This window comes from Pseudomonas sp. XP2, from assembly GCF_053557975.1.
Genome location: NZ_JBNRIK010000001.1, coordinates 142,817 through 162,393, shown reverse-complemented (window position 1 = coordinate 162,393; position 19,577 = coordinate 142,817). Strand labels below are relative to the sequence as shown.

Here is a 19,577-nt window from a genome sequence, read left to right as displayed (position 1 = left end):
GAAGGCGATGCGGTATCAGATCAAGGTACCGGTGCCGTTTGGTGCCGACGGCGCGCTGCTGGCCGGGGCGGTGGCAGGTGTCGGTGCTGTGGTAGCGGCCGGGGCCGCGCTGGCCGCTGGGGCTGCCGGTTTCGCGGCTGCCGGCTTGGCCGGTGCTTTCTTCACCGCAGGTTTCTTCGCTACCGCTGGCTTGGCCGCCGCAGCCTTGGCGGCGGCAGGTTTGGCCGCCGGCTTGGCAGCAGGTTTGGCCGCCGGCTTGGCAGCAGGTTTGGCCGCTGCCGTTTTAGCTGCAGGTTTGGCTGCCGCGGTTTTCGCCGCAGGCTTGGCCGCTGCTGCCTTGGTCAGTGGCTTGGCCGCTGCCTTGCTCGCAGCCGGTTTGGCCGCCGCAGCGCGCGACGAAACCGGCGTAACTGAAGCACCGGTCAGTTTCTCGATCTGCTTGGTCAGGCTGTCCACCTGCTGGTGCAGGGCCTTGATCTCGTTGCGGCTTGGCACACCCAAACGCGATATGGCGCTGTTCAGGCGCTTGTCGAAGGCTTCTTCGAGCTCGCTCCATTTGCCCAGCGCACGGTCTTTCACACCAGACACACGCGAGGTGGTCGAAGCCTTGGCGGTGTCGGCCACATCTTCAGCGGTCTTCTTCGCCTGTTTCTCGGCCTTCTCGCCATCCTTCACCAGCGAGTCGAACAGCTTGGGGCCGTCCTGGTCGATCTTCGAATAGATACCCAGCCCCGCCAGCCAGATCTTGCGGGAGTACTTCTCGATCCCGCCGACCCAGGAGCTGCTTTCTTTATCGGAATTCTTCTTGCCAGCCATCCTGCTCTCCTTATGGTTTGTGCGCGACGCGCTCAAGCAGCTCGTGCAGCTGTTCAAGCTTCACCGACAACGCCTCAACGTCATGTTTAGACGGAATGCCGAGGCGATTCAAGGCGCGTCCTACCCGCGCGTCGAAAGCTTTTTCGATCTTGTCGAGTTGAATTTCGACCTTGCCGCGTACGCGGCTGACTTCTTCAGCGGCGTCGTCGATCTGGTGGTTGGCAGCATCGAGCTCTTTGTCGATGCGTTTCTTGCCACGTTTTTCAACACCTTCGCCGGCCTTGACCAGCTCGCTGAAATACTCGGAACCTTCCTGGCCGACGCGGGCATAAGCGCCGATACCTGCCAGCCAGATCTTGCGCGCGTAGCCGCGCACCTCACCCAGCGTGCCCTGGGCGTCTTCCTTTTTCTTCACAGTCACTTTGGCCATGCTCAGTGCCTCATGTTCATCAGTGGAGGAGGATGCGCCCATGAACGCTGGGCTGATGCCTAAGGTAGGGAACAAAATTAGAAACCACACCCTAAGAACACGCATCACGACCTATCTACCTCACCCGTTACCCATGCAGCTTCTACCGTTCGCGCTCACTGACTAAACGGAGCTCGACTCGCATGGCTGTTTCCTCCTCGACAACCACCTATCGGCAGCTGGTGGCCAGCCGCTTCGCCAAACGCCCCACGCTACGTCAGCTGCTGGCTAGCGAAGGCTTCAGCGTGCTTGCCGATCGCTACCCGTGGATCGTTCGCAACTATCCGGACCTTGAAGGCCTCGAGCGTTTCACCGTGCTCAGGGCAGCACCTTCCGAGCCGCCAGTACAGCCACTGGTGCCCCTGCTGCTCGAGCACTACCTGAACGGCCGCCCCATGGACCTGGGGGCGGCGGATCAGCTCAGCATCGCACCACCGCAACCCTTCTACCCCCAGGAGCAAGGTGAAAACCCTGCCAGTCAGCCGCGAATCACGCTTGATATGGCAATGCTCAACCAGGATTTCGACACACTGCTGGCCGCTCTGGGCGATGCGTTCGAGCAGGCCCAAATCAGCTTCTGGGCCGGCACTGACGGCATTTCCGAGCGCTCCAACGTGCGCTGGCTGGCACACCTGCTGAAAGCTTCGCTGCTGAACGGGGTTGAACGCCAAGGGCTGGATGACACCGCCAAAGGCACGCTCTATCGCTTGCTGGAGAATGGGGCCGACACCCCCGCCGTCAGCGGCCTGCAGATATCGCTGGGCATGTCGGGCAACACCCAGTCGTTCACCCTGGCGGACCTTGTATTGTTCGGCCCCGATCAGGTGCTGTGGTGCAGCCCTGCGGGCAAAGTACGCCGCTACGTGGATGCAACCACCTTTGCCAGCGCCCTGCGCGACCAGTTGGCGCAAGCCTATCGCTTCGAGGCGTTCAGCTGGGCACATCGCCCCTTGCTGGGCGACCCCTTCGAACACCAGGCCACCGCCATGCTCAACAGCATTCTTGAGCGCCTCGGCCGCCTGAGCCTGGCCTCGTTCAGCACCGTCGAGGAGCTGGAACAGACGCTCGACGCCGTTACAGACCCCGCCTCCGATATTTCCGGCCAGTGGCTGGTGAACGAAGCCCAACCAGACATCGCCCTGCCGGCCTGGCTGGCTTCGGCGGCCGCCAGTGACCGCCTGCTGTACAGCGACGCAGTGCTGCGGCTATGCGCTCGCCAGGCGCAGGCGGGCAGCAAAGGTTCGCTGGACGACATCGAACCCCTGGACACCTATGCCAGAAGGCGCCTTCGCGAGCGCATGCAGCTCGACCACCCCGACCAGGCGCCGCTCGACCCTGACCTGCTGCTGATAGAGATTTCCGTCGTGGTTCCTGTGTCTTCGACAGGGCCGGCCGTGCTGCGGCACCTCAAACGCATAACCCTGACCGAGATGGCCGTAGTGCGCCTGCACACCGACCTGAACGAAGTGGCATCTGGCCTGACCTATCAGGGGCGCCAGCCGGAGCAAGCCTGGATGACCCTTGATTACCTCCAGGCACTGGTCACCGAGGTGGACATCGGCGGCCAGTACCCGGTGCACGTGGCGGCCCAGTTGCAGGCATTCGAGCATGACCCCGAACAAGTCCAGCGCTTCGCCCGAGAATGGCGTGGCAATCTGGCGTTCACGGCCCTAAAGGCGAAAATTGACGGCCAGATTGGCGAGACCGCCTGCCTGGCTGTTGTCGAATTCTGCCTGGGCAAAGCGCTGCCAGCAGAACCGTTGACCTTCTCGCCACTGGTGCTGCAACCGTTCAAGGGTGCCCCTGAAGGCGACACTGTGCAGGGCATGTTTGTGCTGCACGTCCAGGCCAGCGCCAGCTATTTGCTTTACCGCCCGTTGTTTGCCGAACAACCCTTGGCAGAACATGCCAGCCTGGATGCACTGATGGCTCAGATCCAGACCAATCCACAACTGCAACAGGACGTGCTCGACTGGGTAGATGACGAAAACCGGGCCGTCTATCAGAATGGCGGCTTCCTTCGGCCCCACCTGCATCCGCGCATGTCGAAACTGGCGCACTGGCTGGGCGGTGGCACAGCGTGGACAGATGCTGCGCTGGAGTCGCTGCGGACCCCGGTTACCCTGGTGCATGAGCCTTGGCAGGGCGATCTGGACATCAAGCTGCACGAGTCGAGAGTCCAGGCGCTGTTGCTTCTTGCCTCGCGCCAGACGGTCTCGAACTCACAGCAGCGCTGGGCGCTGGCCTGGCAGCTTGGCTGGATGCTGTTCAACGCCACCACGCCACTGCTGCGAGGCCCGGCGGCGGCCGTGGCCTGGGTGGTGGCTGCAGTGGCAGCATTGAAGGACGATTTGTCTGCCCTCACTCAAGGCACACCCGAAGCGCAGGCCTTGGCAGTCACTGACCTGCTGGCCAATGTCGCCATGTTGTTGATTCATGACGTTGGCAGCGTCACACCTGAGCCCCCCTCGGCCCGGCTGCAAGGCCCTCTGCCACGGCTTGAAAGCCTGGAAGCCCGACCGTCAGCTGCTGCGGCCTGGCGGGAGGCACCGGACGAAGGCGCCTGGCAATCGCCGGTTCCGACCCAAACCCACGTCACGCTGTTGAGCTGGGGCGACAACCAACGCTTGGGCAACCTTCCAGCGCCAACCCGACAAGCGCTGGGTCAACTGCAGGCCAACATTTCCCTGCAGGGGCGCACGGTGCAGCGCCAAGGCAGGCTTCGAGGGCTGTATGCCATCGAAGACCGCTACTACGTGAAGTTGCACGAGGTCGCCTACGAGGTGCTGGAAAGCGAGACAGGCCTGCGGATCATCGGCCCGCCGCAAAACGTGGATGAATGGCAAGCCCGCTGGGGTGGCAACCCGGACGGCTACCATATCGTTGGCCGCCAACGCAGTTACGGCCCCTGGCTGACACGCCGGAACGATACCTGGGTACTGGACCTCGCCCTGGCAGGCGGCATGCCGAAAAGCCGGCAGCAGATCATTGCGCAAAACCAACAGCAGTTCGACAGTTTGAACCAAGCGGTGTCTGCCAATCACAATGCCCTGAAAAAGATCAAGCCGCTGCTGGATGCCAACCAGCAATTGATGACCGACTACGATGCCGAGGCGAACGCCTTCGGGAAGGCCCTGGCCAGGGCAGGTGGCCAGGCAGCCATGGACGAACACTTGCAGCAACAGAACCGGGACTTGGCTGCCCGGCGTCTCGAGCTTATGCCGCAGATTCGCACGATATCGCTGTGCCTGGAAAAACAAGCGTCACTGCTGCAGACCAATGCCTCCCTCCTGCGCCAGCTGATGGAGCCCAGGTTCGCCAGGCTCGACCCGCTAGGCACCGCCCGACGCAGCCTGGGTGTCCTTTCCGAAACGCAGGTCGAGAACGACATCCTCTTGCTTCGCCGTCTGCTGGAACAATCGGACCACCAGGGCCTTGAGCAAAAATCCGTCGGCCTGAAAAAAGTGCCTGTGACCGATGAGCAAAAACAGCGCCATGTTTCGTTTCGCCAGGCAGTACGTGACACGCTGGACATCGTCAGCCGCCTGCGCACGGTCAGTGAGCGGCTTGACACCCTCTTGCCCCGAATGCTGGAGGACCCGCTGATCACGTTCCCGAACAAGGACAAGAAAGCCAAGGTCGAAGCGGCCATCGCGCTGCGGCCCTATTCAACACTGGTCATTCGTGCGCAGCAGCTGAGCGACATGGCGTACCTGTTGCTGGACAAGACGCGCCTGACCGAACAGGTGGCCATCGATCTTCTACCTGTGCAGCAATCACTGGACAGCAGGCAGTTCTCACAAACCGTCTGGACACATGATGGGATCGCGACTGCAAACCTGCCCCAGGAAGAGCAGGCAGCGTTGCTCGGCGACGCATTGCGCGAGTATGAGACCACGCTCGGCAAGGCCCAGTACCTACAATCCTTCGAGCATCCGGCCATCGACCAGACCATACTGCAAGCGTACATCGAGGAATTGTCGGTACTGGTGCACATCACAGAATCACAACTTGCCAGCGCCCTGGTCAACGTCGACAGCGGCGCAAGCCCCGCCCCCGCCCCAGTGATGTACCGTGTACATCCTCGCAAGAGCACGGTGATCAGGACGGCGCAAGGTCGCAGGTTGCTGGTTGACCGCGCGCAAGGCAGCAACCGGGCGGTTCAACATGACCCCGTCACTCAGCAACCTGCCAGCACCTTCGAGCAGCGCGACGGCGAGTGGTTCGAGCTGGCACCGGCGGAACCACCGGTGGCCCTCGACACCTCCGAACTGCGCCAGCGCGCCACCAGCCTGCTCGCCAGCCGTGAGGAGCGAATCGCCAAGGCCGCACGCCATATCCACGAGCCGAATGCCCTGTCCAACCTCATGGACTGGCATATCGAAGACATGCTCGAGATCGCCGTCAAAATCAAGGGCATCAAGGACGATCCCCGGTTGGCCGCGTTAACTGGCGAACTGCGTGAAGCGGTAGCCTACGTGCGGGCGGAGAAACAACGGCTGCTTACCCAGTCCTACCTCACCACACATCACCCCGATGCCACCGCATTGCGCTACCTGCATGAACAACAGCGCCTGCAGATCACGCCAACCGTGGCAAGAAAACCGACGCGTCGCGCGGATGATTTTCTGGACGTGTATGAGATCAGAGACACGCATGCCCCCGCAGCGGTGCTTTGGGAGGCGCATTTTCATTACCGCAGCAAGCAGGCCAGCGCCCTCGACTTCGCCAAGGGTCACTTGAAGTTCTGGGAGCCCCGGAGCCTGGAGCGAGAGGAACAACTCAAGCAGGCCACAACCGCCGAGCGGATCAAGATCTACCGGGGCGATCTGAAGCGCGAAGATGTGGCAGACATCATACCGTTCCCTGCCGATTGATCGTGGGACGGGCCGACCTCGGTCGGCCCGTCAGGCTCAGACCAGCGCCTTGTCCAGCGCCCGCTCGATTTCACCCTTGATGGTGCCGCTCATCATCGACAGCATCATGCCCAGTTTCAGCTCCACACGGATGATGTCTTCGCCAATGTGCACGCTGCCGTTGGCGCCGCTGCGCGCCACATCGACCCGGTCACCGTTCCAGGTGGCCTTGAGGTCGTATTCGCGGCTGAGCTTGTCGACCAGCGCTTGCGCCTTGGCGCGGGCAGCATCGCGGCCGAGGGAGTGTTTGCGTTCAACGCTGATCTGGGTCATACGGGCATTCCTGAAGATGTAGACATAATTGGCATTATGCCCGCCCCTGCCCACTGGCACACCCCGCCAAGACAAATCCGCCCGTTCGCCCTAGAATGGCGGTAATTTTTTCCGGTGAAGCGATATGAACGACCAGCGCAAAGGCGACCACGCCGAACCCACCACCCACTTTGGTTACCAGGACGTACCTGAAAGCCAGAAGGCGAAAAAAGTCGCCGAAGTGTTCCACTCGGTGGCAGCCAAGTACGACCTGATGAACGATGTGCTTTCCGGCGGCATGCACCGCCTGTGGAAGCGCTTTACCATCGAGCTGTCGGGCGTGCGCAGCGGCAACCGGGTGCTGGACATCGCCGGCGGTACCGGTGACCTGGCTGCCAAGTTCTCGCGCCTGGTCGGCCCGACGGGTCAGGTGGTGCTGGCCGACATCAACGAGTCGATGCTCAAGGTTGGCCGTGACCGCCTGCTGGACCGTGGTGTAGCCGGCAACATCGAGTTCGTCCAGGCCGACGCCGAAAAACTGCCGTTCCCGGACAACCATTTCGACTGCGTGACCATCGCGTTCGGCCTGCGCAACGTCACCCACAAGGACGAAGCCATCCGTTCGATGCTGCGCGTGCTCAAGCCCGGTGGCCGCCTGCTGATCCTGGAATTCTCCAAACCGACCAGCAAGCTGATGTCCAAGGCCTACGACGCCTATTCGTTCGCCTTCATGCCGCTGGCGGGCAAGCTGATCACCAACGACGCCGAAAGCTACCGTTACCTCGCCGAATCGATCCGCATGCACCCGGACCAGGAAACCCTGAAGAGCATGATGGTCGAGGCCGGTTTCGACCGCGTCACCTACCACAACATGACCAGCGGTATCGTTGCCGTGCACCGGGGGATCAAACCCTGATGCTGCTGGCCGGGCTGCTCGCCAGCGTCGAACATGGCCTGAACCGCGTCCTGCGCATGGACAGCACGGCCCTGCCGCGGCTGGCCGCGCTGGAAGGCAAGGTCATCGAGATAGACTGCCGCCAACCGGCCCTGCAGGTCTTCATCCTGCCCGATGAAGACGGCCTGATGCTCGCCGCCCACTGGGAGGGCGAGGTCGACTGCAGCCTGCGCGCACCGGCCGGCAGCCTGGCGCAACTGGCCTTGGCCGGGGACAAGACCGCCGTGCTGCACAGCCCGCAGGTCGAACTGCATGGCGACAGCGCCGTGCTGCTTGACCTGTTCGGCGTGCTGCAGGACCTGGAACTGGACTGGGAGCACGAACTGCAACGCTGGCTCGGCCCGGTCGCCACGGCGCTGCTGGCAGGCCACATCCGCCTGCGTGCACGCTGGACCCGGCAGGGCCTGGCGCGCTTCAGCCAGAACCTTTCCGAGTACCTGGCCGAAGAGTCCCGCGCCCTGGTAGGCAAACGCGAAGCCGAAGCCGCCTTCAGCGAACTCGATGCCCTGAAGCTCGATACAGAACGCCTCGAGGCGCGCATCAAGCGCCTCTCCCGATCCCTTGATACCAGCGAAAACGCATGAAGCTGCTCGCCGTCCGCCGTCTTTTTCGCATCCAGCGTGTGGTGATTCGCTACCGTCTCGATGACCTGCTGTTCGATCAGCCATTGCTGCCCTGGTGGCTGGCCAGCCTGCGCCTGCTGATGCCGTGGCGCTGGCTGCCACGCAAGCCCACTGAGCTCAGCCGTGGCGCGCGCCTGCGCCTGGCGTTGCAGGACCTGGGCCCGATCTTCATCAAATTTGGCCAACTGCTGTCCACCCGCCGCGACCTGCTGCCCACCGATATCGCCGACGAGCTGATGTTGCTGCAGGACCGCGTGCCGCCGTTCGACCCGAAACAGGCCGTGGCACTGATTGAAGCGCAGCTGGGCGCGAAGGTTGGTGAGGTGTTCAGCCGCTTCGACGTCGAACCGCTGGCCTCGGCCTCGGTGGCCCAGGTGCACGCCGCACGCCTCAAGACGGGCGAAGAGGTGGTGGTCAAGGTCGTGCGCCCGGGCCTGAAGCCGGTGATCGCCCAGGACCTGGCCTGGCTGTTCCTGATTGCCAAGGCCGCCGAGCGCGCCTCGGCGGATGCCCGCCGCCTGCACCCGGTGGAAATCGTCGGCGACTACGAAAAAACCATTTACGACGAGCTCGACCTGCTGCGCGAGGCTGCCAACGCCAGCCAGCTGCGGCGCAACTTCGAAGGCTCCGAGCTGATGTACGTGCCCCAGGTCTACTGGGACCTGTGCCGCCCTAAAGTGCTGGTGATGGAGCGCATCTACGGCGTACCGGTGACCGACATGGCCACCCTGGCCGACCAGCGCACTGACATGAAGCTGCTGGCCGAGCGCGGGGTGGAGGTATTCTTCACCCAGGTTTTCCGCGACAGCTTCTTCCACGCCGACATGCACCCGGGCAACATCTTTGTCAGTACGGTCAAGCCGTGGAGCCCGCAGTACATCGCCATCGACTGCGGCATCGTCGGCAGCCTGACCGCCGAGGACCAGGATTACCTGGCGCGCAACCTGTTTGCCTTCTTCAAGCGTGACTACCGACGCGTTGCCGAGTTGCACATCGACTCCGGCTGGGTGCCGGCGCATACCAAGGTCAACGAATTCGAAGCGGCGATCCGCACCGTGTGCGAACCAATCTTCGAAAAACCGTTAAAGGATATTTCCTTCGGCCAGGTGCTGATGCGCCTGTTCCAGACGGCGCGGCGCTTCAACATGGAAGTGCAGCCGCAACTGGTGCTGCTGCAAAAGACCCTGCTCAACATCGAGGGCCTGGGCCGCCAGCTGTACCCCGACCTGGACCTGTGGAGCACCGCCAAACCCTACCTCGAACGCTGGATGCGCGACCGCTACAGCCCCAAGGCCGTGCTCGGCAACATTCATGGGCAGGTGGAGCAGTTGCCGCACCTGACCAACATGGCCCGAGACCTGCTCGAACGCCTGTCGCAACCGCACCTGCACGATCCGCAAATGCCGGAACGCCGCCGCCAGGGTGATCGCTGGGCACTGCGCCTGCTGGGCGCCGGCCTGCTCAGTGGCGGCGCGGTGCTGGCCGCTGGCGCCGCCGAGGCCGCCAGCCTGGCCGCCCCTGCAGCCTGGCCGGCCTGGCTGATGCTGGCCGCAGGCCTTTACCTGATCGTGCGCCAATAGCCAGCCGCGCCTGCGGCTGGCACACTAGCGCAAAGGGCCCGATACAGGAGCGGGCCCGCTTTGGAGTCGACGATGAAAGACTGGCTGGACGAGATCAAGTGGAACAGCGACGGCCTGGTACCGGCAATCGCCCAGGACCACAAGACCGGACGCGTGCTGATGATGGCCTGGATGAACCGCGAATCGCTGTCGCTGACCGCCAGCGAACAGCGCGCCATCTACTGGTCGCGTTCGCGAGGCAAGCTGTGGCGCAAGGGCGAAGAGTCCGGGCATGTGCAGAAGCTGCATGAAATGCGCCTGGACTGCGACGCCGACGTGATCATCCTGATGGTCGAGCAACTGGGCCATATCGCTTGCCATACCGGTCGGGAAAGCTGCTTCTACCGCGTCCATGAAGACGGCCAGTGGAAAATCGTCGACCCGGTCCTCAAGGACCCGGATGCCATCTACAGCGCAGGACACTGACATGAGCGACACCCTCAACCGCCTGGCCGAAGTGCTTGAAGAACGCAAGCAAGCGGCGCCTGACAGCTCCTATGTGGCCAGCCTGTACCACAAAGGCCTGAACAAGATCCTCGAAAAGCTCGGCGAAGAGTCGGTCGAAACGATCATTGCCGCCAAGGATGCTGCCGTCAGCAAGGATTACAGCGATGTCATCTACGAAACCGCCGACCTGTGGTTTCATAGCCTGGTGATGCTCAGCGCGCTGGGCCAGCATCCGCAAGCCGTGCTGGATGAGCTGGACCGCCGTTTCGGGCTGTCCGGGCACGATGAAAAGGCCGCTCGACAGCCTTCGGCTTGAGCACAACGCATTCTAGGAGAGCACCATGGGTATTTTTGACTGGAAACACTGGATCGTCCTGCTGGTTGTCGTGGTCCTGGTGTTCGGCACCAAGAAGCTGAAAAACTTCGGCAGTGACCTGGGCGAGTCGATCAAGGGCTTCCGCAAGGCCATGAACGAAGAAGAGACCAAGCCGGCCGAGCAAACGCCGCCGCCAGCCCAACCGGTGCCGCCGGTGCAAAACACTGCCCAGCCGCAACAAGGCCACACCATCGAAGGCCAGGCCCAACCGGTCCAAGAGCCGCAGCGGAAAGACTGACCCATGTTCGGCATCAGTTTCAGCGAGCTGCTACTCGTAGGTCTGGTCGCGCTGCTGGTGCTCGGCCCCGAGCGCCTGCCCGGAGCCGCGCGCACGGCAGGCCTGTGGATTGGCCGGCTCAAACGCAGCTTCAACAGCATCAAGATGGAAGTGGAGCGCGAAATTGGCGCCGACGACATCCGCCGCCAGCTGCACAACGAGCACATCCTGCAGATGGAAGAGGAAGCCAAGCGCATCCTCAACCCGATGACGCCACCCGCGCAGCCGCCGGTAACCACGGCCAGCGTGCAGCCACCTGCCGGGCTCGAAGCCAGGCCGGTCGAAGCACCTGCTGCCCCGGCCGTACCCTCTGAACCGCCTCAACCGCCGCGAGCCCCATGAGCGAGAATCCGGAACACGACCAGCCGATGCCGCTGGTCTCGCACCTGACCGAACTGCGCACCCGCCTGCTGCGCTGCGTTGCCGTCATTTTCCTGATCTTTGCCGGGCTGTTTTCCTTCGCCCAGCAGATTTACACCTTGGTCTCGGCGCCGCTGCGCGACCATTTGCCGGCCAACGCGACGATGATCGCCACCGACGTGGCCTCGCCGTTCCTTACGCCGTTCAAGCTGACCATGATCGTGTCGCTGTTCCTGGCCATTCCGTTCATTCTCCAGCAGATCTGGGGCTTTATCGCGCCAGGCCTGTACCGCCATGAAAAGCGCATTGCCATTCCGCTGCTGGTGTCGAGCATTCTGTTGTTCTACGCCGGTATGGCCTTTGCCTATTTCCTCGTGTTCCCGCTGATGTTCAAGTTCTTTGCCGCCGCCACCCCGGCAGGCGTGGCAATGATGACCGACATCGCCAACTACCTCGACTTCGTGATGACGCTGTTCTTCGCCTTTGGCGTTGCCTTCGAAATCCCGGTGGCGGTGGTGTTGCTGGTGTGGATAGGCGTGGTCGACGTGAAGTACCTGAAGAAGATCCGCCCTTACGTGATCATCGGCTGCTTCGTGGTCGGCATGATCCTCACCCCGCCGGACATTTTCTCCCAGACCCTGCTGGCCGTACCTATGTGGCTATTGTTCGAGGTCGGCGTGCTATGTGGCAGCCTGATCCGCAAGCGTAGCGCCCACGACGAAGCAGCCAACGACCACAACGACCAGCCGCCAGCGACCCAACCGTGAACCTGTTGCTCCTCGAAGAGGCCGACTTCGTCTCGGCCGACCGCGTCGTTCTCGCCGACCGGCGCTTCACCCACATGCAGGAGATCCACCGCGTGGCGGTGGGCGACCACCTGCGGGTGGGCCGGATCAACGGCCTGATGGGCCAAGCCACGGTACTGCGCCTGGAAAAGCACGAAGCCGAACTTGAAGTGACCTTCGACCAGCAGCCACCGGCCAAGCTGCCGTTGACCTTGGTACTGGCAGTGCCGCGGCCAAAAATGCTGCGACGGCTGTTCCAGACCGTGGCGACCCTCGGCGTATCACGGCTGATTCTGGTGAACAGCTACAAGGTCGAGAAAAGCTTCTGGCAAACACCTTTCCTGCAGCCCGAGAGCATTCGCGAAAACCTGATCCTCGGCCTGGAACAGGCGCGTGACACGGTGCTGCCCGAGGTGATCATCGAGAAACGGTTCAAGCCTTTCGTCGAAGATCGGCTGCCCGCCATCGCCGCGGGCACCCTGGGCCTGGTCGGTCACCCCGGCCCCTACCCTGCCTGCCCGCGTGCCGTGGAACAACCCGTAACCCTGGCCATCGGCCCCGAGGGCGGCTGGATACCCTACGAAATCGAGCTGCTGGGCAAGGCTGGCCTGGCACCGGTGCAACTGGGTGATCGCATCCTGCGGGTAGAGACCGCCGTGACTGCGCTGCTTTCGCGTATTTTCTGACGCAAACGCCACTTTTTTGGCCATCAAGTTTCCCTCCCCCGGGCCGATGGCCTTGGCAACACAACAACTATTTGTGCTGCCAAGCCGCCGGGGAGTCGTACATGTATCAATGGTTAGCCCAATCGCTGGGCAATGTGAGCGTGAATCGCAAACTGGGGCTGGGTTTCGGCCTGGTGCTGCTGTTGACCCTGGCTATTACCCTGGCCGGCTGGCACGGCATGGACAGCATCATCGACCGCGGCGACAAGCTGGGTAACATCTCGGTCATCCAGCAGTACACCCAGGAACTGCGCATCGCCCGCCAGCATTACGAGCGCCGCAGTGATGACGCATCGGTGGCCGAGCTGGAGAAAGCACTGGCCAACCTCGACCGCCAGGTGCAGCTGATGCTCGGCCAGATCGAACACCCCGCCGACCGCCAGCGCCTGGAGCAGCAGCGCGAGGCGGTGCGCATCTACCAGCAGGCGTTCAACGAGCTGAAGCAGGCGGGCCAGCGCCGCGAGGCCAGCCGTAGCGTGCTCGGCGACAGCGCCGACAAGGCGGCAGAGCTGATCGGGCGCGTCCAGCGCGGCCTCCTGCAAGCTGGCGATATCAGCCAGTACCAGCACGCGGTAGACGTCAGCGCCCTGCTGCAACAAGCGCGCTTCCAGGTGCGTGGCTACACCTACAGCGGCAATACCGACTTCCAGCAAACGGCGCTGAAGGCCATCGACCAGGCCCTGGCCGAGCTGCGTGCATTGCCAGCCAAAGTGCCGGCCGAACATGCCGCCGGTCTCGACGATGCCGCCACCGCCATGGGCGGCTACCGTGATGCGGTCACCCAGTTCGGCAATGCACAGGCTGCCAGCGAGCAGGCCCTGCAGCACATGGCCGAGCAAGGTACGTTGCTGCTGCAGACCAGCCAGGCGATGACCACCTCGCAGACCGCCGTGCGTGACGCCGGGGCCACCCAGGCCAAGACCCTGCTCGCCGTGGCCACCGGGTTGGCCTTGGCCCTCGGCCTGCTGGCGGCATGGGCTATTACCCGGCAGATCATCATTCCCCTGCGCCAGACCCTGCGCGCCGCGGAGCGGGTCGCCAGTGGCGACTTGACCCAGAACCTGCAGGTAAACCGCCGCGACGAACTGGGCCAGTTGCAAGCGAGCATGCAGCGCATGACCCAAGGCCTGCGCGAACTGATCGGCGGCATCGGTGACGGTGTCACTCAGATCGCCAGTGCCGCAGAGGAGCTGTCGGCGGTGACTGAGCAGACCAGCGCCGGGGTCAACAACCAGAAGGTCGAAACCGACCAGGTTGCGACCGCCATGAACCAGATGACGGCCACCGTGCACGAAGTGGCACGCAATGCCGAACAGGCCTCGGAAGCTGCCTTGATGGCCGACCAGCAGGCCCGCGAAGGCGACCGTGTGGTGGGCGAGGCCGTGGCGCAGATAGAGCGGCTGGCGGGTGAAGTGATCAACTCCAGCGAAGCGATGAACCAGCTCAAGACTGAAAGCGACAAGATCGGCAGTGTGCTCGACGTGATCAAGTCGGTGGCCCAGCAAACCAACCTGCTGGCCCTGAACGCCGCGATCGAAGCCGCCCGCGCTGGGGAGGCCGGGCGTGGTTTTGCCGTGGTCGCCGACGAGGTGCGCAGCCTGGCCCAGCGCACCCAGCAGTCGACTGAAGAGATCGAAGAGCTTATCGCCGGCCTGCAAAGCGGCACACAACGGGTGGCCAGCGTGATGGACAACAGCCGCCAGCTGACCGACAGCAGCGTCGAGCTGACCCGCCGTGCCGGTACCTCTCTGGAAACCATCACCCGCACGGTGTCTTCGATCCAGGCGATGAACCAGCAGATTGCAACTGCTGCAGAGGAACAGACCGCCGTCGCCGAGGAGATCAACCGCAGCGTGATGAATGTGCGGGATATATCCGACCAGACCTCGGCGGCAAGTGAAGAGACGGCCAGTTCCAGTGTGGAGCTGGCGCGGCTGGGGACCCACCTGCAGGGGTTGGTGGGGCGGTTCAAACTCTGACCCCGCCATTTCAGCTTCGCCGCACCTATTGCCGGGGCCGCTTTGCGGCCCTTTTTGCGACGCCTGGCAGCCTCCGCAGAGGCTGCGCCGCAGGGCGATTCTTCCTACAGTCGCCAGTGATTATTCCTACCTGATTATCAGGTCAAGTCCTACAGCTCCCCTGCCGATTGGCAGAGATGTGATGCCAGCAATGCGCCTGCATCCTCCCTCTCATTCGCTCGGAGACGCTCTATGTTCGCCTACCTCAACCGCAAGCTTGGCAATATCAGTGTCGCTGCCAAGCTGGCCCTCGGCTTCGCCGTAGTGCTGCTGCTCACACTGGCCACCACCATCAGCGGGTGGCGCGCCCTGGATGACGCCATCGTGCGCTCACAGCAACTCAGCGAAATAGGCCTGATCAACGACCTGACCAAAGACCTGCGGGCAGAACGCATCACCTACCGCGTGCTCAACGACGACACCAGCAAAGCGCGCATCAGCAGCATCCTCGAACAACTCAACAGCATGCTGACCACCCTGCAAAAACGCAGCAACGTCGATGAATCAAGACAGTTGCTGACCGAAAAGCTGGCGCTGTTACAGCGCCTGCGCGGCGATTTCAGCGAATTGCAACGTAGCACCGGTAACCGCAGCACGCTGCGCGAAGCCATGCAGGCTCGGGAACAGGCACTTAATGATGCGATCGACGAGCTGCAGACCCAAGCCCTGCTGAGGATGCCAGCCGACAGCCAGCAAAGTGGTGTACTGGGCCTGATGGACACCCTCACCCGACAGGTCGAAGGGGCCAATCAGCAAAGCCTGGTGCCAGCCTATACCTTCACTCCGGTCGAGGATTTCGCAAAAGTCGGCGACAACGCCCTGGATGCTGCCAAAAATAGCCTTGGGCAACTGCTTGCCGGCCTTGCGCCGCTGGGTTTGCCACGCGCAGTCAGCGAGCAGCCCGGTGTCGAGCTGGCCAAGTACCGCGCCGCCCTGGACGAGTACCGCCACGCCGCCATACGTGTCGAGCAGCTGCAGAACAATATTGAAAATATGGGCAATGAGCTGCGCGCGGTCAGCCTCGAATTGGGTAAACGCAAGGTCGAACAACGTGACAGCGAAGCCTTGGCCGCACGCTCGCTGCTGACCAGTGTGGCGCTGCTGGCACTGGCGGTGGGCGTATTGGCTGCGTGGCTGATCACCTTGCAGATCACCCAACCGCTGCGCCAGACGCTGGCCGTAGCCGCACGTATCGCCAAGGGTGACCTGAGCCAGGTTGACGCAGTGCAACGCCGTGATGAAATGGGCCAGCTGCAAACCCGCATGCGCGAAATGACCTTGAGCCTGCGCGAGTTGATCGGCGGCATCGACCAGGGGGTCGGGCAGCTGTCACAGGCTGCTACACAGCTGGCGGCCAGCAGCGAGGACACCAAGCTGCGCATCAACCAGCAGCGCGAGGAAACCGACCAGGTGGCTACCGCCATGAACCAGATGAGCGCAACCGTGCAGGAAGTGGCACAGAATGCCGAACAAGCCTCGCAGGCCGCGACCAACGCTGACCAGCAGGCGCAGATGGGCGACCAGGTCGTGTCCGAAGCCATCGGCCGTATCGAGCAACTGGCCGGGCAGATGGATCATTGCCTGGCAGCCATGCAGCACCTGGCGGGCGAAAGCCAGCGCATTGGCAGCATCCTTGACGTGATCAAGTCGGTGTCCGAACAGACCAACCTGCTGGCGCTGAACGCCGCCATCGAGGCGGCCCGTGCAGGCGAAGCCGGCCGTGGCTTTGCCGTGGTGGCCGATGAAGTACGCGGTTTGGCCCAGCGTACCTCGACGGCGACCGAGGAGATTGGCCAGCTGATCGACAGCCTGCACAACGGTACGGACGACGTGACCCGTTTGCTGGACAGCAGCAAGCGCCTGACCGAGCAGAGCGTGGCGCTGAGCCGCAGGGCCGGGCAGGCGCTGAGCCAGATCACCGACACAGTGTCGAGCATCCAGGGCATGAACCAGCAGATTGCCACGGCCAGCGAAGAACAGAGCGTGGTGGCCGAGCAAATCAACCGAAGCGTGATCAATGTGCGGGATGTGTCGGATCAGACCAGTGCGGCCAGTGAACAGACGGCGGCTTCGAGCGGGGAGCTTGAGCAGCTGGGGCAGCAGTTGCGGGGGATGGTGGGGCGGTTCAACCTGTGAAATGCCGGGGCCGCATTGCGGCCCATTCGCGGGACAAGCCCGCTCCCACAAGCATCACGCACCCTGAGGGCAGCGCGGCACCTGTGGGAGCGGGCTTGTCCCGCGAAGAGGCCGGTGCGGTTACAGCACCTGGCGCAGGAACGCCTGCGCGCGCGGGTCCTTCGGCGCATCGAAGAACGCCCCAGGCGCGGCATCTTCAAGCAGCTTGCCATGGTCGAAGAACAGCACCCGGTCCGCCACTTCGCGGGCAAACCCCATTTCGTGGGTGACGCAGACCATGGTCATGCCTTCCTGGGCCAGGGTCTTCATCACGTCCAGCACCTCGCCGACCATCTCCGGGTCCAGCGCCGAGGTCGGCTCGTCGAACAGCATCACTTTCGGGTCCATCGCCAGGGCGCGGGCAATTGCCACCCGCTGTTGCTGGCCGCCGGACAGGCGCGACGGGTACTCGTTGGCCTTCTGCGAAATACCCACCTTCTCCAGCAACGCCCGGGCCTTGGCTTCACGCTCGGCCTTGTTGCGCTTGCGCACCACCTTCTGCGCCAGGCACAGGTTTTCGAGCACGGTCATGTGCGGGAACAGGTTGAAGTGCTGGAACACCATGCCGACTTCGCGGCGGTAGGCGTTGATGTCGGTCTTTGGGTCGGCCAGCTGCAGGCCGTCGATGGCCACATGGCCTTCGTCGAAATGCTCCAGGCCGTTGAGGCAGCGCAGGAAGGTCGACTTGCCCGAGCCCGATGGGCCGAGCACTACCACCACTTCGCCCTTGGCGACCTGGGTGGTGACATTGTCCACAGCCCGGACCACTTGGCCACGGGTGTCGAACACTTTCAGCAGGTCACGGACTTCAATCACTTTGCGCAAGCCTCCGCTCGAGCCGGCTGGCCAGGTGCGACAGCGGCAGGTTGATCAGCAGGTACAGACCTGCCACGCAGAACCAGATCTCGAAGGTCGAGAACGAGGTGGTGATGGCCTCGCGGCCGCTTTTGGTCAGTTCGGTAATCGCAATCACCGAGACCAGCGAGGTGTCCTTGACCAGGCTGATGAACTGGCCAGCCAACGGCGGCAGCACGCGTTTGAAGGCTTGCGGCAAGATCACGTGCCGCATTGACTGGCCAGCGTTCAGGCCCAGCGAGCGGGCGGCTTCGTTCTGGCCCTTGGCGATGGACTGCACGCCAGCACGGACGATTTCCGCCACGTAGGCGCCCGTGAACAGTGCCAGCGCGGCCACCCCGGCAAACTCGCGGGACAGGTTGAGGACGGTGCCGATGAAGAAGTAGAAAATGAAAATCTGCACCAGCAGCGGCGTGCCACGCACCAATTCGACATAGACGGTTGAAAGGTCGCGCAGGGTCGGGTTGCTGGACAACCGGCACAGCCCAGCGAACAGGCCGATGACCAGGCCCAGGGCGCCAGACACCACCGACAGCCACAATGTGGTCCACAGGCCCCAGGCCAGCGGGCCGGCTGCCCAGTGGCGGGTGACACCGATCTGGTCGCCTTCGGCAACATCGTCGCCGCGGCTCAGTTGCAGGCTGTCCTTGGCCACGTCGAGCACCTGCTCGTCACCTTGCTCGTCCTTCAGTGTGACGCGAGCGTTATCGCCGGCAATGACGATGTCCTGCACGGTGCCGTAACCGGCGGCGCGCTGTACGTCCTCGGCCTTGTAGGCGAAGTACTGGGGTACACGGTTCCAGCGCCACTCGTAGGACATCATCGAGGTGGCCATGTACAGGCTGATCGCCAGGCCGACCAGCACCAGGGCGGTCAGCCCGTGCCAGGGCCACTGGGCTTTCTTGTGTTTGATCACGTGGGGTACTTCCGTAAATGCGAACGCGCAGGGTTTGCCTGCGCGTCGGGGTCAAAGCCGGGCTTGTGGCCTGGGCCTTATTCCATGTCCTTCAGCCAGTCCTTGTTCTTGAACCACTTGTCGTGAATACGATCGTAGGTCCCGTCATGCTTGATCTGGTGCAGGAAGTTGTTGATGAAGTTGATGCTGTCGTAGTCGCCTTTCTTCAGGCCGAAGGCCAGCGGCTCGTAGGTGAAGGGCTCTTCGAGGAACAGCAGCTTGCCGGCACCGGCCTTCTCCACGGCGACCACGTTGTACGGCGCGTCATAAACGAAGGCGTCAGCCTTGCCGTTGACCACGTCCATGACCGCTTCCTGTTCGTTGTCGTAGCCGTGGTACTTGGCTTTGCCGATCAGCTTCTTGGAGACCATTTCGCCGGTGGTGCCCAGCTTGGACGTCAGGCGGTACTTCTCGTTGTTCAGGTCCTTGTACGACTTGATCTCGCCCGCCAGCTCCTTGCGGATCAGCAGGGTCTGGCCAACCACGATGAAGGGTTCGCTGAAGTTCAGGCGCAGGTTGCGTTCCTGGGTCAGGGTCATGCCGCTGCCGATCATGTCGAACTTGTCGGTCAACAGGGCCGGGATGATGCCGTCATAGGCGGTGGACACTGCCTCGAACTTGACGCCCATGGACTTGGCCATGGCCTTGAGAATGTCGACTTCGAAGCCGATGATCTCGCCACGCTTGTTGGTCATCTGGAACGGCATGTAGGTCGGGTCCATGCCCACCTTCAGGGTACCGCGCTTGACCGCGTCATCAATGGCGACTGCCTGGGCCGCAGTTACAGCGACCAGGGCGGTTACACCGACCAGCAGTCGCGAAAGGTATTGCTTGATCATCACCAAGTCCCCTAGCAAGAAAAGTAGCGAATCTTATTGTGTTGGCACGGCCGTACTGGCCGAGGCGTCGTATCGGAATGGGATGCTAACGCATGGCGGCTCGGGGACCTAGCGC

Annotated in this window: 18 protein-coding genes and 2 pseudogenes; 14 read left to right on the top strand and 6 right to left on the bottom strand. The window is 62.9% G+C overall.

What is annotated here, in order from left to right; genetic code table 11:
* Positions 1-15: 15 nt before the first annotated feature.
* Positions 16-816, bottom strand: coding sequence for a phasin family protein (locus ACK1VC_RS00680; protein WP_449117805.1), 801 nt, complete (start codon positions 814-816; stop codon positions 16-18).
* Positions 817-826: 10 nt separating this feature from the next.
* Positions 827-1,246: a phasin family protein gene (locus tag ACK1VC_RS00675; protein WP_016489556.1), complete on the bottom strand. Its 420-nt coding sequence runs from the start codon at positions 1,244-1,246 to the stop codon at positions 827-829.
* Positions 1,247-1,428: 182 nt separating this feature from the next.
* On the opposite strand from ACK1VC_RS00675, the gene ACK1VC_RS00670 reads away from it, so the two are divergent.
* Positions 1,429-6,162: a DUF6543 domain-containing protein gene (locus ACK1VC_RS00670; RefSeq protein ID WP_191087056.1), complete on the top strand. Its 4,734-nt coding sequence runs from the start codon at positions 1,429-1,431 to the stop codon at positions 6,160-6,162.
* Positions 6,163-6,198: 36 nt separating this feature from the next.
* On the opposite strand, the gene ACK1VC_RS00665 is transcribed toward ACK1VC_RS00670, so the two are convergent.
* Entirely contained in the window at positions 6,199-6,474 is a 276-nt protein-coding gene (locus tag ACK1VC_RS00665; RefSeq protein WP_016489558.1) for a polyhydroxyalkanoic acid system family protein, read from the bottom strand.
* A 124-nt stretch (positions 6,475-6,598) separates the two neighbouring features.
* Between ACK1VC_RS00665 and ubiE the strand changes: the two genes are divergently transcribed.
* The 13 genes and pseudogenes from ubiE to ACK1VC_RS00600 all read left to right on the top strand — a co-directional run bounded on the left by ubiE (position 6,599) and on the right by ACK1VC_RS00600 (position 16,774).
* Positions 6,599-7,369, top strand: a complete 771-nt coding sequence (gene ubiE, locus ACK1VC_RS00660; RefSeq protein WP_016489559.1) for a bifunctional demethylmenaquinone methyltransferase/2-methoxy-6-polyprenyl-1,4-benzoquinol methylase UbiE — start codon at positions 6,599-6,601, stop codon at positions 7,367-7,369.
* Positions 7,369-7,992, top strand: coding sequence for a ubiquinone biosynthesis accessory factor UbiJ (locus ACK1VC_RS00655; RefSeq protein WP_016489560.1), 624 nt, complete (start codon positions 7,369-7,371; stop codon positions 7,990-7,992). Before ubiE ends, ACK1VC_RS00655 begins: the two co-directional genes overlap by 1 nt.
* Positions 7,989-9,611 (top strand): ubiquinone biosynthesis regulatory protein kinase UbiB, encoded by a 1,623-nt coding sequence (gene ubiB, locus ACK1VC_RS00650; RefSeq protein ID WP_070086471.1) that lies wholly within the window; start codon positions 7,989-7,991, stop codon positions 9,609-9,611. Before ACK1VC_RS00655 ends, ubiB begins: the two co-directional genes overlap by 4 nt.
* 72 nt (positions 9,612-9,683) lie before the next feature.
* Entirely contained in the window at positions 9,684-10,076 is a 393-nt protein-coding gene (hisI, locus tag ACK1VC_RS00645) for a phosphoribosyl-AMP cyclohydrolase (RefSeq protein ID WP_016489562.1), read from the top strand.
* Position 10,077: 1 nt separating this feature from the next.
* The gene (locus ACK1VC_RS00640; protein WP_016489563.1) at positions 10,078-10,413 is read left to right on the top strand and encodes a phosphoribosyl-ATP diphosphatase; all 336 of its coding nucleotides are present in this window, start codon (positions 10,078-10,080) and stop codon (positions 10,411-10,413) included.
* Positions 10,414-10,438: 25 nt separating this feature from the next.
* Positions 10,439-10,711: a twin-arginine translocase TatA/TatE family subunit gene (locus tag ACK1VC_RS00635; protein WP_016489564.1), complete on the top strand. Its 273-nt coding sequence runs from the start codon at positions 10,439-10,441 to the stop codon at positions 10,709-10,711.
* Between the two features lie 3 nt (positions 10,712-10,714).
* Positions 10,715-11,092: a Sec-independent protein translocase protein TatB gene (tatB, locus tag ACK1VC_RS00630; RefSeq protein WP_016489565.1), complete on the top strand. Its 378-nt coding sequence runs from the start codon at positions 10,715-10,717 to the stop codon at positions 11,090-11,092.
* Positions 11,089-11,877 carry a twin-arginine translocase subunit TatC gene (tatC, locus tag ACK1VC_RS00625; RefSeq protein WP_023047997.1) on the top strand — a complete coding sequence of 263 codons (789 nt, stop codon included), beginning with the start codon at positions 11,089-11,091 and terminating at the stop codon, positions 11,875-11,877. The genes tatB and tatC overlap by 4 nt, the downstream gene beginning before the upstream one ends.
* Positions 11,874-12,581 (top strand): 16S rRNA (uracil(1498)-N(3))-methyltransferase, encoded by a 708-nt coding sequence (locus tag ACK1VC_RS00620; protein ID WP_060516890.1) that lies wholly within the window; start codon positions 11,874-11,876, stop codon positions 12,579-12,581. The genes tatC and ACK1VC_RS00620 overlap by 4 nt, the downstream gene beginning before the upstream one ends.
* Positions 12,582-12,682: 101 nt before the next feature.
* A pseudogene (locus ACK1VC_RS00615) lies at positions 12,683-13,744 on the top strand (methyl-accepting chemotaxis protein); the annotation flags it as partial.
* On the top strand, positions 13,727-14,599 hold the full coding sequence (locus ACK1VC_RS00610; protein WP_371855228.1) for a methyl-accepting chemotaxis protein: 873 nt from the start codon (positions 13,727-13,729) through the stop codon (positions 14,597-14,599). The pseudogene ACK1VC_RS00615 and the gene ACK1VC_RS00610, both read left to right, overlap by 18 nt.
* 231 nt (positions 14,600-14,830) lie before the next feature.
* A pseudogene (locus tag ACK1VC_RS00605) lies at positions 14,831-15,919 on the top strand (methyl-accepting chemotaxis protein); the annotation flags it as partial.
* Positions 15,902-16,774 (top strand): methyl-accepting chemotaxis protein, encoded by an 873-nt coding sequence (locus tag ACK1VC_RS00600; protein ID WP_371855227.1) that lies wholly within the window; start codon positions 15,902-15,904, stop codon positions 16,772-16,774. The pseudogene ACK1VC_RS00605 and the gene ACK1VC_RS00600, both read left to right, overlap by 18 nt.
* 120 nt (positions 16,775-16,894) lie before the next feature.
* On the opposite strand, the gene ACK1VC_RS00595 is transcribed toward ACK1VC_RS00600, so the two are convergent.
* The 3 genes from ACK1VC_RS00595 to ACK1VC_RS00585 all read right to left on the bottom strand — a co-directional run bounded on the left by ACK1VC_RS00595 (position 16,895) and on the right by ACK1VC_RS00585 (position 19,459).
* Positions 16,895-17,629 (bottom strand): amino acid ABC transporter ATP-binding protein, encoded by a 735-nt coding sequence (locus ACK1VC_RS00595; RefSeq protein WP_024717350.1) that lies wholly within the window; start codon positions 17,627-17,629, stop codon positions 16,895-16,897.
* Positions 17,622-18,584 carry an amino acid ABC transporter permease gene (locus ACK1VC_RS00590; protein WP_019472583.1) on the bottom strand — a complete coding sequence of 321 codons (963 nt, stop codon included), beginning with the start codon at positions 18,582-18,584 and terminating at the stop codon, positions 17,622-17,624. Before ACK1VC_RS00590 ends, ACK1VC_RS00595 begins: the two co-directional genes overlap by 8 nt.
* Positions 18,585-18,661: 77 nt before the next feature.
* Positions 18,662-19,459 carry a transporter substrate-binding domain-containing protein gene (locus ACK1VC_RS00585; protein ID WP_449117841.1) on the bottom strand — a complete coding sequence of 266 codons (798 nt, stop codon included), beginning with the start codon at positions 19,457-19,459 and terminating at the stop codon, positions 18,662-18,664.
* Positions 19,460-19,577 lie beyond the last annotated feature (118 nt).

Coding starts and splice junctions, on each gene's coding strand:
- ACK1VC_RS00665 (WP_016489558.1), bottom strand. CDS start 6,474: ATGACCCAGATCAGCGTTGAACGCAAACACTCCCTCGGCCGCGATGCT.
- ACK1VC_RS00675 (WP_016489556.1), bottom strand. CDS start 1,246: ATGGCCAAAGTGACTGTGAAGAAAAAGGAAGACGCCCAGGGCACGCTG.
- hisI (WP_016489562.1), top strand. CDS start 9,684: ATGAAAGACTGGCTGGACGAGATCAAGTGGAACAGCGACGGCCTGGTA.
- tatC (WP_023047997.1), top strand. CDS start 11,089: ATGAGCGAGAATCCGGAACACGACCAGCCGATGCCGCTGGTCTCGCAC.
- ACK1VC_RS00635 (WP_016489564.1), top strand. CDS start 10,439: ATGGGTATTTTTGACTGGAAACACTGGATCGTCCTGCTGGTTGTCGTG.
- ACK1VC_RS00655 (WP_016489560.1), top strand. CDS start 7,369: ATGCTGCTGGCCGGGCTGCTCGCCAGCGTCGAACATGGCCTGAACCGC.
- ACK1VC_RS00680 (WP_449117805.1), bottom strand. CDS start 816: ATGGCTGGCAAGAAGAATTCCGATAAAGAAAGCAGCTCCTGGGTCGGC.
- ubiE (WP_016489559.1), top strand. CDS start 6,599: ATGAACGACCAGCGCAAAGGCGACCACGCCGAACCCACCACCCACTTT.
- ACK1VC_RS00640 (WP_016489563.1), top strand. CDS start 10,078: ATGAGCGACACCCTCAACCGCCTGGCCGAAGTGCTTGAAGAACGCAAG.
- ACK1VC_RS00610 (WP_371855228.1), top strand. CDS start 13,727: ATGCAGCGCATGACCCAAGGCCTGCGCGAACTGATCGGCGGCATCGGT.
- ubiB (WP_070086471.1), top strand. CDS start 7,989: ATGAAGCTGCTCGCCGTCCGCCGTCTTTTTCGCATCCAGCGTGTGGTG.
- ACK1VC_RS00670 (WP_191087056.1), top strand. CDS start 1,429: ATGGCTGTTTCCTCCTCGACAACCACCTATCGGCAGCTGGTGGCCAGC.
- tatB (WP_016489565.1), top strand. CDS start 10,715: ATGTTCGGCATCAGTTTCAGCGAGCTGCTACTCGTAGGTCTGGTCGCG.
- ACK1VC_RS00600 (WP_371855227.1), top strand. CDS start 15,902: ATGCGCGAAATGACCTTGAGCCTGCGCGAGTTGATCGGCGGCATCGAC.